General features: G+C 30.9%; 12 protein-coding genes. 11 read left to right on the plus strand and 1 reads right to left on the minus strand.

Annotation, left to right across the window (positions count from 1 at the left end):
* The first annotated feature begins 1 nt into the window (after nucleotide 1).
* From AXE80_RS13580 to AXE80_RS13630, 11 genes are all read left to right on the plus strand, one after another.
* A complete protein-coding gene (locus AXE80_RS13580; RefSeq protein WP_083194683.1) occupies nucleotides 2-763 on the plus strand; it encodes a UDP-2,3-diacylglucosamine diphosphatase in 762 nt (253 codons plus the stop codon).
* 57 nt (nucleotides 764-820) lie between these two features.
* On the plus strand, nucleotides 821-3,094 hold the full coding sequence (locus tag AXE80_RS13585) for a glycoside hydrolase family 3 N-terminal domain-containing protein (protein WP_068828296.1): 2,274 nt from the start codon (nucleotides 821-823) through the stop codon (nucleotides 3,092-3,094).
* Between the two features lie 155 nt (nucleotides 3,095-3,249).
* Nucleotides 3,250-4,239 (plus strand): AAA family ATPase, encoded by a 990-nt coding sequence (locus AXE80_RS13590; protein WP_068828297.1) that lies wholly within the window; start codon nucleotides 3,250-3,252, stop codon nucleotides 4,237-4,239.
* 79 nt (nucleotides 4,240-4,318) lie between these two features.
* Nucleotides 4,319-5,185, plus strand: a complete 867-nt coding sequence (locus AXE80_RS13595; RefSeq protein WP_068828299.1) for a DUF58 domain-containing protein — start codon at nucleotides 4,319-4,321, stop codon at nucleotides 5,183-5,185.
* 1 nt (nucleotide 5,186) lies between these two features.
* Complete coding sequence (locus tag AXE80_RS13600) at nucleotides 5,187-6,128, plus strand: hypothetical protein (RefSeq protein ID WP_068828301.1); 942 nt, start codon at nucleotides 5,187-5,189, stop codon at nucleotides 6,126-6,128.
* On the plus strand, nucleotides 6,115-7,116 hold the full coding sequence (locus AXE80_RS13605; protein WP_068828303.1) for a vWA domain-containing protein: 1,002 nt from the start codon (nucleotides 6,115-6,117) through the stop codon (nucleotides 7,114-7,116). Before AXE80_RS13600 ends, AXE80_RS13605 begins: the two co-directional genes overlap by 14 nt.
* A 147-nt stretch (nucleotides 7,117-7,263) precedes the next feature.
* Nucleotides 7,264-8,304, plus strand: coding sequence for a vWA domain-containing protein (locus AXE80_RS13610; RefSeq protein ID WP_083194685.1), 1,041 nt, complete (start codon nucleotides 7,264-7,266; stop codon nucleotides 8,302-8,304).
* Nucleotide 8,305: 1 nt separating this feature from the next.
* Complete coding sequence (locus AXE80_RS13615) at nucleotides 8,306-9,148, plus strand: tetratricopeptide repeat protein (protein WP_068828305.1); 843 nt, start codon at nucleotides 8,306-8,308, stop codon at nucleotides 9,146-9,148.
* A complete protein-coding gene (locus tag AXE80_RS13620) occupies nucleotides 9,132-11,027 on the plus strand; it encodes a BatD family protein (protein WP_237340615.1) in 1,896 nt (631 codons plus the stop codon). The genes AXE80_RS13615 and AXE80_RS13620 overlap by 17 nt, the downstream gene beginning before the upstream one ends.
* A 10-nt stretch (nucleotides 11,028-11,037) precedes the next feature.
* Nucleotides 11,038-11,790: a tetratricopeptide repeat protein gene (locus tag AXE80_RS13625; RefSeq protein ID WP_068828307.1), complete on the plus strand. Its 753-nt coding sequence runs from the start codon at nucleotides 11,038-11,040 to the stop codon at nucleotides 11,788-11,790.
* Nucleotides 11,791-11,918: 128 nt separating this feature from the next.
* The gene (locus AXE80_RS13630; protein ID WP_068828309.1) at nucleotides 11,919-12,473 is read left to right on the plus strand and encodes an NUMOD4 domain-containing protein; all 555 of its coding nucleotides are present in this window, start codon (nucleotides 11,919-11,921) and stop codon (nucleotides 12,471-12,473) included.
* A gap of 65 nt (nucleotides 12,474-12,538) precedes the next feature.
* Here the strand turns inward: AXE80_RS13630 and AXE80_RS13635 are convergent, their stop codons facing one another.
* The gene (locus AXE80_RS13635) at nucleotides 12,539-13,366 is read right to left on the minus strand and encodes a mechanosensitive ion channel family protein (protein ID WP_068828311.1); all 828 of its coding nucleotides are present in this window, start codon (nucleotides 13,364-13,366) and stop codon (nucleotides 12,539-12,541) included.
* Nucleotides 13,367-13,650 lie beyond the last annotated feature (284 nt).

Here is a 13,650-nt window from a genome sequence, read left to right on the forward strand (position 1 = left end):
CTTGAATACTAAGAAAATTTACTTTGCTTCCGATCAACATTTTGGAGCGCCCACTCCTGAAAAAAGTTTGGAAAGAGAAAAAATATTTGTGCAATGGTTAGATACTGTTAAGCACGATGCAGATATTATTTTTTTACTAGGAGATTTATTTGATTTCTGGTTTGAATACAAACACGTGGTCCCAAAAGGATATATTAGATTGTTTGGAAAATTAGCAGAATTAAGAGATGCAGGTATCGATATTCGTTTTTTTGTTGGGAATCACGATTTATGGATGAAAGATTATTTTGAAAAAGAATTAGGAATTCCTGTATATCACGAACCCAAAGAATTTACACTACAAGGAAAAACTTTTTTAATTGGTCATGGAGATGGATTAGGCCCAGGAGATAGAGGTTATAAATTCATTAAAAAAATATTTACAAACCCTGTTTGTAATTGGTTATTTAAATGGTTACATCCAGATTTAGCCATTAGTTTTGGAAAATATTTATCTCTAGAAAACAAAACAGTTTCTGGTCAAGAAGATGTACATTTTTTAGGAGAAGACAAAGAATATTTAATACTGTATTGTAAAGAAATTTTAGAACAAAAGCATTACGATTATTTTGTTTTTGGTCATAGACACTTACCTATGATTTATGATTTACCTAAAAATTCAAAATATGTAAATACAGGAGATTGGATTACTTATTTTACTTATGGAGAGTTGGTTAACGGTAATTTTGAGATTAAAGAATATTTAAAATCATCCGAAGCATAATTTTTTTAAATTTTAGTTTTATATACGTTATTTTAGAGTTTTTAAAACTAACTAATAATGAAACGTATAAAAACTGTTGTAGCTACCCTACTTACTTCTGTTTTGTTGTTTTCTTGTAAAACAAAAACAACTACTCAAAAAAATAATATAGACAATAAAGTAGATAGTCTACTAAAAATCATGTCTGTAGAAGAAAAAATAGGTCAGATGACTCAAATCACTTTGTCTACTTTTTTAACAACCAATACTTTTGATCAACACACAAAAATTCCTACTAAAAAAATTAAAGAAGCTATTGTAGATTACAAAGTAGGATCTGTGTTAAATGTGATTAGTACTGCTTATGATTTGCCTACTTGGCATAATTTACTGACACAAATTCAAGATGAAGCTCAGAAAACCCCTAATAAAATTCCTGTTTTATACGGAATTGATGCTATTCATGGAGCAACATATACTGTAAATTCTACACTATTTCCACACAATATTGGTTTGGCTGCTACTCGTAATGATGATATTGTTAAAGAAGGAGCTAAAATTACTGCAAAAGAAGTGAGAGCTTCTGGAATTCGTTGGAATTTCGATCCTGTTTTTGATATCGGTCGTCAACCCTTGTGGCCTCGTTTTCCAGAAACTTTTGGAGAAGATTTAACTATTGTTACCAATATGGGAGTTGCAACTGTTAAAGGATATGAAGAAGATGGTTTAAAGAATCAAACTGCTGTAGCTTCTTGTATGAAACATTTTGTTGGTTATTCTGGGCCAAGGTCAGGAAAAGATAGAACCCCTGCTTATATTCCAGATATTGAATTATGGGAATATTATTTGCCTCAATTTAAAGCTGCTATAGATGCAGGAGCATCAACTATTATGATAAATTCAGGATCCGTAAACGGAATTCCTGGTCATGCTAATGAGTATTTGTTAAAAACGGTTTTAAGAGATCAATTTGGCTTTAATGGAGTTGCTGTTTCTGATTGGGAAGATATTATTCGTTTACACACCAAGCATAAAATAGCTAATACTCCTAAAGAAGCAGTAAAAATAGCAGTAAATGCAGGGATAGACATGTCTATGGTACCAGGAGATTATTCTTTCTTTACTTATTTGGTAGAATTGGTAAATGAAGGAGGTGTTTCTATGCAAAGAATAGATGAGGCTGTGGGTAGAATTTTAAAATTAAAATTTGAATTAGGCTTGTTTAATCATCCTTATCCTGAGAAAGAAGCTGTTCAAAATTTTGGAGGGTCATCATATAAAAAATCAGCATTAGATGCAGCAAGAGAATCTATTACTTTATTAAAAAACGAGGATAATGTTTTGCCAATATCTAAAAACAGTAAAATTTTAGTTGCTGGGCCTGGAGCCAATTCTTTAGCTAATTTAAATGGTTGTTGGTCTTATACTTGGCAAGGAGATGATGAAAGCAAATACCCTAAACAAGAAATAACCATTGCCCAAGCATTGGAGCAAGAGTTTGGTGTGAATAATGTAAAAAACATATCGGTTAATGGTTTTAATAATTCTAAAAATTTTGAGTTAAAAGCTTTACAAAATGCAGCCAAAGGAGTTGATTATATTGTATTGTGTTTAGGTGAAAATGCTTATGCAGAATCTCCAGGAGTAATTAATGATTTAACTCTTGACAACAATCAAATTGCATTAGCAAATGCTGCAATAGCAACTAATAAAAAAGTGATTTTAGTTTTAACAGAAGGTAGACCAAGAATCATTAGTTCTTTTGTAGATAAAATTCAAGGAGTACTACAAGCCTATTGGCCAGGTAGCCAAGGAGCAAAAGCAATTGCAGAAATTATTATTGGTAAAGTAAACCCAAGTGGAGTACTACCCTACTCTTATCCTCGTTATACAGGTGATATTTTGACATATGATCATAAATTTTCAGAGGCTTTAAAAGAAGTAGAACCAAATGTGGTAAAACAGGTTGATTATGATGCTCAATGGGCTTTTGGTCATGGTTTAAGCTATACATCTTTTGAATATTCGGAGATCAAATTATCATCAAATATTTTAAAAGGAAATGAAACAATAGAGGTTTCTGTTGAGGTTGTTAATACCGGAAATAGAGATGGAAAATTAGCGGTAGAATTATATACCAATGATGAATTTGCAAGTATTGCTCCTTCTGTAAAAAGATTAAGAAAGTATAAAAAAGTAAGTCTGAAAAAAGGAGAAACCAAAACGGTAACTTTTACATTAAAAGCAACCGATTTATCTTTTGTAAATAAAAATTTAAAAAGAGTTACCGAAGAGGGAGATTTTAAAGTATTTATAGGAAATAAAGAAACTAGATTTACTTATGTAAACTAATAGTTTTATTCAATTTTAAAAAGAGTCAAAAATTTTTTTTGACTCTTTTTTGTTTATTATAAACTGACAAATAAGCCATATTCCATACATTATTGTATTTTGGTACACAAATTGATTAAAACACAACTGTATTAAGAATAAAACCTTATAAAACAATGGAAGTAGACGTAAGAGCTATCAGCGAAAAAATCGAAAGAGAAAGTGCATTTGTGGATTTATTGTCCATGGAAATGAACAAAGTTATTGTAGGTCAAAAACACATGGTTGACCGGTTGTTGATTGGTTTGCTAGGGAACGGACATATTTTATTAGAAGGAGTTCCAGGTTTGGCAAAAACTTTAGCTATTAATACGCTTGCAAAAGCGGTTGATGGGGAGTTTAGTCGAATTCAATTTACCCCAGATTTATTACCAGCCGATGTGGTTGGAACCATGATATACAACATGAAAGAAAATGACTTTTCTATTAAGAAAGGGCCTATTTTTGCAAACTTTGTATTGGCAGATGAAATTAACCGTGCTCCAGCAAAAGTGCAATCAGCATTGTTAGAAGCCATGCAAGAACGTCAGATCACTATTGGTGATGAAACTTTTAAGTTAGACGAACCTTTCTTGGTAATGGCAACTCAAAACCCAGTAGATCAAGAAGGAACATATACCTTACCAGAAGCACAGGTAGACCGTTTTATGCTTAAAGTAGTGATTGATTATCCTAAGTTAGAAGAGGAGCAATTAATTATGAGAGCAAACTTATCGGGGGCATATGAAAAAGTAAATCCTGTAGTTTCTTTAGAGCAAATTATCAATGCTCGTAAAGTGGTAAACGAGGTTTATATGGATGAAAAAATTGAAAAATATATTCTTGATTTAATTTTTGCTACTCGTTATCCAGAAAAATATGGATTAGAAAACTTAAAAGGATTAATTTCTTTTGGAGCTTCTCCTCGTGGTAGTATTTCTTTAGCCAAAGCAGCTAAATGTCATGCATTCATCAAACGTAGAGGATATGTGATTCCAGAAGATGTAAGAGCGGTTGTGTTAGATATTTTACGTCACCGTATTGGAATTACTTACGAAGCAGAAGCAGAAAATGTAACTGCAGAAGATATTGTAAACCAAATAGTAAACGTAGTAGAAGTACCTTAAATCTAGTACAGAGTATATAGTATTAAGTACAAAGTAAGATACTCAATACTAAGTACTCAGTACTCAGTACTAAAAAAATATGGATACCAAAGAAATCTTAAAAAAAGTAAGAAAAATAGAGATCAAGACACGTCGTTTGTCCGATCATATTTTTTCAGGAGAATATCACAGTTCTTTTAAAGGACGTGGTATGACTTTTAGCGAGGTAAAACAATATCAATTTGGTGATGATATCCGTAGCATAGATTGGAATGTAACAGCGCGTTATAACGAGCCTTATGTAAAAGTTTTTGAAGAGGAACGTGAATTAACCATGATGTTAATGGTTGATATTAGTGGTTCTGGAAACTTTGGAACTAAAGAGCAATTTAAAAGAGAAACACTTACAGAAATTGCTGCGACTATGGCTTTTTCGGCCATTCAAAATAATGATAAAGTAGGGTTGTTGCTTTTTTCTGATGATGTTGAATTATACATTCCACCTAAAAAAGGAAAAAGTCACGTGTTACGTATCATCAGAGAAATGATAGAGTTTGAGCCTAAAAGCAATAAAACAAATATCAACACGGCTTTAAAATATATGTCCAATGTATTAAAGAAAAAAGCCATTGTTTTTATACTATCAGATTTTATGAATGATGGTTATGAGCAAACTTTAAAAATTGTAGCCAATAAACACGATGTTACCGGAATTAGAATTTACGATCAGTTTGATGAAACTTTACCAAAAATAGGATTGGTGCCTATGGTAGATGCAGAATCTGGACAAACAACTTTGGTTAATACTTCTTCTAAAAAGGTGAGAAATCAATATCAGCAACAATTTTTACATTGGAAACATAATTTTGAAAACGCTTTTAAAAAGAGTGGTGCAGGAGTATTAAGCAGTCGTGTAGAAGAAAATTACGTAAAAAAATTATTGACGTATTTTAAACAACGAGGGTAAAATGAAGCAAATCATTACAAGTCTTTTTTTATGTATAGGTTTGACTGTCATGGCACAGAGCGAACCATCAATAAGTGTAAAAACAGATACTACAAATATTAGAATTGGAGAGCAAATTACATATACCATATCTGCTCCAAATAATAAAAAAGTAATTTTTCCAAAATTAGAAAACTTAGATAGTTTAGTTGTTGCCGAAGAATTTCCCGTAGATACCATACAAGATAAATTGTATAAAAAGTATTTAATTACGGGTTTTGATAGCGGTGCTTTTTATATTAAAAAACAACAAGTTTTTATTGATGCCAAAGCTTATTTTACCGATTCTTTATTGGTAAACGTAGCTACAATTCCAGTAGATACCGTAAAATTAGCTAAGTTTTATACTGTAAAAGGTCAAGAAGAAGAAAGTTACACCTTGGCAGAATGGTGGTACAGAATTAAAAACTATGTATATGTTGGTTTGGCTGTTATTGCTTTTATGATTGGATTGTACTTTTTGTTCCGTAACAAAAAAGAACCTGTTAAAGAAAAGAAAATTGTGATTCCTCCATACATAGAAGCTACTAAAGAGTTAAAAGATTTAGAGAAAAAGCAGTTATGGCAAAATAATCAGATTAAAGAATATTATTCTGAATTAACAGATATTGTCAGAAAATATATAGGTAATGAATTGTTTATTCAAGCATTAGAAACTACAACCGAAGAGTTGATGAGTTTGTTAAATACCGAAAATAAACAACAAAAATTAGGCTTAGATAAGGATACTTTAGAAACGCTTAGAGATTTATTATCTCAAGCAGATTTTGTAAAGTTTGCCAAACAAAAACCTATTGAAATGGAAATTAAAGGACATCAATCTAATGCCTCTACAATTATAGAAACCATACATAAATTAGTAGAATCTAAAAAGAAAGAAGTAAAAGATGATGAACAGCAGTAATTTTGAATTTACACAGCCCGCTTTTTTATGGTTATTAATCATCATTCCTATTTTAGCGTTTTGGTTGTATATCAGTAGAAATAGAAATCAGGCTAAACTTTCTATAGCTTCAACAAAAGCAATTCAACAACCGGGAATATATAATTACATCTATAGAGCTTTATGGGTGTTTAGATTGTTAGCCTTAACCTTGTTAATTGTGGCCTTGGCTAGACCAAGAAATGTAGGTGTTACTACAAAAAGTAAAAAAAATAGAGGTATTGATATTGTAATGGCTACTGATGTTTCTGGATCTATGTTGGCTAGAGATTTAAAACCCAATAGATTAGAAGCTTTAAAAGAAGTTGCCGAAGATTTTGTAGACAAACGTCCTAATGATAGAATTGGAATTGTTTTGTACGCAGGAGAAAGCTATACCAAAACACCCATTACTACCGATAAATCTATTGTAAAAAGAACTATTTCCTCTATAGAATACGGAGGAATTACAGATGGTACTGCCATTGGAATGGGATTAGGTTCTGCTGTAAACAGATTAAAACAAAGTACCGCCAAAAGTAAAGTGATTATTTTACTTACCGATGGAGTAAATACAGCAGGTTCAGTAGATCCTAAGTTGGCTACAGAATTAGCTAAAGGATTGGGGATTAAAGTATATACCATAGGAATTGGAACTAACGGAATGGCAGAAATGCCTTATGCAAAAGACTACAACGGGGAGTTAATATACAAACCTATGAAAGTAGAAATTGATGAAAAATTACTAAACTATATTGCTGAAGAAACTGGAGGAAAATACTTTAGAGCAACTTCTAATAACAAGTTAAAAACTATTTATGAGGAGATTGACAAACTAGAAAAAACAGTGATAGAAGATATTAAATATTATAATTACGATGAGTTATATAGAAATTTAGTAATTGCTGCTTTGGTCTTGTTGGTTTTAGAATATTTATTAAAAAACACGTTGTTTAAAAGCTTTATATAAAAGTGAGTTAGAAAGTAACAAGTTAAAAAGAAAGAAGGTTTACGGGAACGGAATGGAGATATACGTAAGATTGTTTAATGCGCTTAATAATAACATTAACAACTTTATAAATTTTGGTCTTTCAAACTTTAAAAACTAATTATTAAAATGCAGAGATTAGAAGAACCTATATATTTTTATGCACTAGCAATAATTCCTTTATTGTTATTTGTTTTGCTATATAAATTTTGGTGGCAAAAAAGAACTCAAAAAGCATTTGCAAATGTTTATTTAATACAAAAATTAGCACCAGATTACTCAACATTTAAAGCTACTATAAAATGGTTGTTTTTAGCTTTAGGTATTGCTTTTTTGGTCATAGCTTTGGTTAATCCTAAAATAGGAACTAAACTAGAAACCGTTAAGAGAGAAGGGGTAGATATTGTTTTTGCTTTAGATGTTTCTAAAAGTATGCTGTCCGAAGATATTGCTCCTAACAGATTAGAAAAAGCAAAACAAATTATTTCTAAAACAATTGATCAATTAGGGAGTGATAGGGTTGGAGTTATTATTTACGCAGGAAATGCTTATCCGTTATTGCCTATTACTACCGATCAGTCTGCCGCTAGATTGTTTTTAAAAAATGCTTCGCCAGATATGGTTTCTAGTCAAGGAACCGCCATTAACGAAGCTTTAAATATGGCCAAGACTTATTATGATAATGATGAACAAACCAATAAATATTTAGTCATTTTATCTGATGGTGAAGATCACGAAGAAAATACAGTTGATAAAGCCAAAGAATTAGGTGATGAGGGAATAAAAGTCATCACCATTGGTATTGGAACAGAAAAAGGAGGAGTAATTCCAGACATGATTAACGGTTACAAAAAAGGATTAAAAAAGGATAAAAACGGTGAAGTTGTCATCACACAAAGGCATGTAAAAGTATTGCAAGAAATTGCGGCTACTTCAAGTGGTTTTTATGTGGATGGAAATAAAACCGCTACTTCTGTAAATAAAATTATGGAAGTGCTGTCTAAAGCCAAAAAAACGGAGTTTGAGTCTAAACAATTTTCAGAATACAAAAGCCAATTCCAATGGTTTATAGGTATAGGAATACTATGGTTGGTGTTAGATATGTTTGTGTTTGAAAAGAAAACCAAATGGGTAAAGAGTGTAAACTTGTTTAACGAAAAAGAGGAATAAAATGAAAAAGTTATGGATATTGTTTTTTGCAATCACAACGTTTTCATCTTTTGCGCAAGAAGATGCAGGACTTCCTAAAGAGAAGTTATACGAAGCAAAAAAACAATTAAGAGAGGGAAATAAACTGTACGAAAAAAACAAGCTAGAAGATGCGGCTATTGCATATCAAAAAAGTTTGGCAGAAGATGGTACATACTACAAAGGAGCCTATAATTTAGGGAATGCTTATTTTCAACAGAAAAAATACAAAGAGGCTGGAGAACAATATCAATTGGCTAATAAACTAGCAAAGTCTAAAGAAAATAAAGCCAAAACAAGTGAGTTAATAGGAGATACTTTTAAAAAACAAAACGATTTAGAAAAAGCATTACAAGCCTATAAACAAGCTTTGTTAAAAAATCCTAAGGATGATATTCTTAGAGAAAAATTTGTTGCTGCAAAAAAAGAGAAAGAAAAACAAGATCAGCAAAACAAAGACAATAAAGATAACAAGGATCAAAACAAGGATAACAAAGACGATAAAGACAACAAAGGAGATAATAAAGATCAGAATAAAGATAATAAGGGAGATAAAGACCAAGATAAAAAGGACGATAAAGGAGGAGATAAGGATAAAAAAGAGGATGAAAATAAGGATGGTGACAATCCTGAAAACAAAGATGATAAAGGTGATAAGGGGGAAGATGAAAAAGAACAACCAGCCCAACCTAAAGAATCTAAATTATCACCCGAACAAATTCAGCAATTGTTAGAGTCTATGAATAATGAAGAGCAAAAAACTCAGAAAAAAGTAAATGCTCAAAAGGTAAATGCAAAAGAGAATAATAATGAAAAGGATTGGTAGTTTGAGAATATCAAGTACAAAGTACCAAGTACAAAGTATGGGATTAAAAGAGTTAATTGTAAAAAGTACACAGCACCAATTACAAGGTTTAACATCTAATTGTCTCAACCCTTTTTACTTTTTACTTTTTACTTTTTTTGTAACAACATTTGGTTTTAGTCAAGTTGAATTAATAGCAAGAACAAGCAAAAAAACATTAGGAGAAAATCAAAGATTTAGGTTAGAATACAACATCAATAACCAAGAAGCAGATAACTTTAAGTTACCTAATTTTAAAAATTTTAAAGTAGTTCAAGGGCCAAGTCAATCGGTTAGTAATTCATATTCTATTGTTAACGGAAAAGCTCAAAGTACTTTTTCTAAAACCTATTCGTATATTTTAGAACCTATAGGAAAAGGAACGTTTACTTTAGAACCTGCAAGTATAGAATATCAAGGAAAAACCATTAAATCTAACGCTATTACAATTAAAGTGGTTGATGCGGTAGATTTGCCAAAAGATCCTAATGACCCTAACTATATTGCAAGTCAAAACATCAAAATGGTGGTAACTATTTCTGATGAAAATCCTTATGTTGGAGAGCCTATTTATGCAGAATATAGATTGTATGTAAATCAATTAGCCATCAATAGTTTTGATGTTGATACACCGCCAAATTACGAAGGGTTTTGGAGTCAGGTTTTAGACAATAAGAATCCACAGTTTAGAGATGGAAAATACAAAGGCGAAATGTGGAAATATGCAGTTTTACACAAAGTAGTTTTAATTCCACAAAGAAATGGGGAATTAACGGTAAACCCAATGTCTGCCGATTTAATTGTAGGTGTGCCAACAGGAAGAGGAGATTTTTTTGGAAACATGATTACAAGAAATGTGAATCAAAGATTGGTTTCTGATAAAAAAATCATCAAAGTAAAATCTTTACCATTAGAAGGAAAACCACTCAATTTTACAGGAGCAGTTGGGCAATATTCATATGAGGTAAATACTAGTAGATCTGTTTTTAAAGCAAACGAATCTGCCCAAATAAAAGTAAAAGTTTCGGGTAAAGGAAACTTAAAATTGTTTGAATTACCAAATATTGTAACGCCAAAAGAATTAGAAGTTTACGATCCAGAACGTAAAGAAAAAGTAACCGTTACCACTTCTGGTTTAACAGGAAATATAGAAAATGCTTATACGGTAGTTCCTCAATACAAAGGAAAGTTTAAGGTTCCGGCAACTTCTTTTAGTTATTTTAATCCTAAAGAAGAAAAGTATTATACCATAAACTCAGACGAAATTATATTAGATGTAACAGAAGGAAAAGAGTTGATTACTAGCACAGGAGCAGATTATAGTAATGGAGCGTTAAAACAAACTGTTAAAGCAACTGGAAACGATTTTAGATATGTACATACTTCTACAGTTTTAGAACCTATAGAAAAATCAGATTTTTATAAAACCAAACTCTTTTATATACTATTGTTGCTACCATTGGTTATTTTACCTTTAGGAGTTTTTGCTTCAAAAAAACAAAGAGAGTTAAGTAGAGATATTAGTAGAAATAAGCTTAGAAAAGCCGATAAATTAACTAAAAAGTATTTAGCAAGTGCTAAAAAAGAATTAGGAAACAAAACCACGTTTTATAGTTCTTTAGAAAAAGCATTACATAATTATTTAAAGGCCAAATTACAAGTAGAAACTACCGATATTAGTAAAGATCGTATTGCTGAAATTTTAAGTAAAAGAGGAGTTTCTAACGAGTCTATTTCTCAGTTTATAGAGGTGTTTAGTGCTTGTGAGTTTGCAAGATATGCTGTATCATCTGATGAAAAGATGAAAGAAGATTTTGATAAAGCAAAACAGGCCATCACAGAATTAGATAAGAATTTATAAAACCGATATCATGAAAAATTTTGTATTGGGAATTTTACTATTAACCATTGGTTATGTAAGTGCACAAACAACACAAGAATTGTTTGAGCAAGGGAACAAACAATATCAGTCCGAAGAATATACAGGAGCTATTGAAGCTTATCAAAAAATAATCAATCAAGGATTTGAGTCTTCTGATTTGTATTTTAATATGGCCAATGCATATTATAAAAGTAATAATATGGCAGAGGCAATTTATCATTACGAAAAAGCTTTATCATTAGATCCTACAAACCAAGATGTAAAAGTAAATTTGGCATATGCCAATAGAGGTATTATTGATAATATTAAATCGGTTCCTAAATCTACTTTTGATAAATTTAACGATGCTGTTTTGGCAATATTCCCATACAACACATGGGCTATAATTGCTGTGGCTTGCTCATTATTATCAGGGTTTATTTGGATGTTTTTCTTTTTTAGTACCGTTCCTGGAGTAAAAAAACTATACTTTACTTTTGGGATTATTGTGAGTTCTTTGTGTTTAATTTCTTTGGGAGTAACAGCTCATCAGTATGAAAGAGCACAAAATATTCACTTTGCAATCGTGTTTTCTAACAAGGTAGAAGTAAAGAATGCACCAAGAGAAAGTGCTTCGGAAACTTTTGTTTTACACGAAGGAACAAAAGTGCAAATTATGGATACTGTTGGACAATGGAAAAAAGTAAAAATTGCTGATGGTCAAGTAGGTTGGCTTCCTAATGAAACTATTAAAAAGCTATAACAAATATATTAATTAGTATATTTGTTAGCAGTACTTCAATAATCAATGCTATGATTAAGAATTATTTAAGGTAGCTATTTGTCTTTTTAAGACAAGTGGTTGTTATATAATAATTAAAATCTAACAAAATGATAAATGGTTTTAGAAAAGAAGAGTGGAAAGATGTTGATTTTGACGATGTAATTGCAAGTTTTGAAAAGTATAAAATTTCTAATTACGGACGTGTAATTAAATGTATTGATGGTGAAGAAAAACTTTTAAAACTTCACGATACTAATGGATACCCTACCATTCCTCTAACCCAAGAAGTAAATAGAAAAAGAACAAGTCGTTACGTACATAAATTAGTTGCACAGCATTTTTTAGAAAAAAAAGAAGATGATATTTATGTAATCCATTTAGATTACGATAAGTATAACAACCACGTAGATAACTTGCGTTGGGCAACTAAAAGAGAAAAAGAATTGCATCAATATGCAAATGAAGAATATCTTAAGTCTAAACCTAAAAGAACTTATGCTAAGTTAACAGAAGGTAGAGTAAGAATTATCAAAAGAAAATTAGCAGATCCTAATAACAAAACCAGATTAAGAATGATTGCCAAACAATTTGGGGTATCAGACATGCAAATTCACCGAATTAAAACAGGTGAAAATTGGGGTTCTGTTAAAATAGATGATTAAAATATTTATTAAGAAATAAAAAAACCGGCTGATTAGCCGGTTTTTTTTATGTGTATTGCTAAGAATTAATCTTTGTGAACATGCACATCCATTTGTGGAAAAGGAATGTTAATACCCGCTTTATTAAATTCGTTATATACTTTAGCGTTAGTGTCAAAAAATACTCCCCAGTAATCAGCAGAATTTACCCAAACTCTTACCGCAAAGTTTACAGAACTATCTGCCAATGCAGAAACTTGTACAAAAGGTTCAGCAGGAGTATTTATAATTCTTGCATCGTTTTTTAAGATGTTTAATAAAACTTCTTGTGCTTGTTCTATACTATCACCATATCCAATTCCAAAAGTAAAATCTACACGTCTTGTAGGCTCTGTAGAATAGTTAACCATAGATGAATTAGATAAACCACCATTAGGAATAATAATTGTTTTGTTGTCTGGTGTTTTTAAAATAGTGTTAAAAATTTGAATTTCTTTAACTGTTCCAGAGTGTCCTTGAGCTTCAATATAATCACCTACTTTGTAAGGCTTAAAAATTAAAATCATTACTCCACCAGCAAAATTTTGCAAAGTACCAGATAAAGCCATACCCACAGCCAAACCAGCGGCTCCTAAAATAGCTATAAAAGAAGTCATTTCAATTCCTAAAGTAGACAATACCGTAATAACTAAGACTACTTTTAAAAGTACTCCTAACATACTTTTTAAGAAAGGTCTTAAAGAATCATCTGTTTTACTTTTTTCTAATGCCTTAGAAAATGCATTGTTCATTGCATTTATAATAAATGACCCTACAATCCATATTGCGATTGCCGAAACCAATTTAAACCCATATAAGGTAATGTACTCTGATCCTTTATCAGTGATTGTTTCTAAAATGCTGTTTACATCCATAGTAATTAGTTTTTGTGTTTAATAAATTCAAATATAATTATTTTAAATACAGTACAATTATAACAATTCCAAATAATTGCTTTTTTGATTGAATAAATCAGTTGTTCTTAAAAATCTATTAAAGGAATTTAAAAGGGTTGATTCTAGATAAAAACTAGACAAGTTTGATTTTTATGAACTATAAAAAACATAATACACTGGTTTCTTGTTGTTTATTTCTTAGCGTTTATAGTTTAAAGTAGACAAAGATTGAACAGGCTGTTTTCTTTGTAGCAAGAGTGTTG

The organism is Wenyingzhuangia fucanilytica (genome assembly GCF_001697185.1).
Taxonomy (GTDB): domain Bacteria; phylum Bacteroidota; class Bacteroidia; order Flavobacteriales; family Flavobacteriaceae; genus Wenyingzhuangia; species Wenyingzhuangia fucanilytica.

What these genes read in the sequence shown, in the direction of transcription:
- AXE80_RS13585 (WP_068828296.1), top strand. Translation starts at nt 821, where the DNA reads ATGAAACGTATAAAAACTGTTGTAGCTACCCTACTTACTTCTGTTTTG.
- AXE80_RS13590 (WP_068828297.1), top strand. Translation starts at nt 3,250, where the DNA reads ATGGAAGTAGACGTAAGAGCTATCAGCGAAAAAATCGAAAGAGAAAGT.
- AXE80_RS13595 (WP_068828299.1), top strand. Translation starts at nt 4,319, where the DNA reads ATGGATACCAAAGAAATCTTAAAAAAAGTAAGAAAAATAGAGATCAAG.
- AXE80_RS13600 (WP_068828301.1), top strand. Translation starts at nt 5,187, where the DNA reads ATGAAGCAAATCATTACAAGTCTTTTTTTATGTATAGGTTTGACTGTC.
- AXE80_RS13605 (WP_068828303.1), top strand. Translation starts at nt 6,115, where the DNA reads ATGAACAGCAGTAATTTTGAATTTACACAGCCCGCTTTTTTATGGTTA.
- AXE80_RS13610 (WP_083194685.1), top strand. Translation starts at nt 7,264, where the DNA reads ATGCAGAGATTAGAAGAACCTATATATTTTTATGCACTAGCAATAATT.
- AXE80_RS13615 (WP_068828305.1), top strand. Translation starts at nt 8,306, where the DNA reads ATGAAAAAGTTATGGATATTGTTTTTTGCAATCACAACGTTTTCATCT.
- AXE80_RS13620 (WP_237340615.1), top strand. Translation starts at nt 9,132, where the DNA reads ATGAAAAGGATTGGTAGTTTGAGAATATCAAGTACAAAGTACCAAGTA.
- AXE80_RS13625 (WP_068828307.1), top strand. Translation starts at nt 11,038, where the DNA reads ATGAAAAATTTTGTATTGGGAATTTTACTATTAACCATTGGTTATGTA.
- AXE80_RS13630 (WP_068828309.1), top strand. Translation starts at nt 11,919, where the DNA reads ATGATAAATGGTTTTAGAAAAGAAGAGTGGAAAGATGTTGATTTTGAC.
- AXE80_RS13635 (WP_068828311.1), bottom strand. Translation starts at nt 13,366, where the DNA reads ATGGATGTAAACAGCATTTTAGAAACAATCACTGATAAAGGATCAGAG.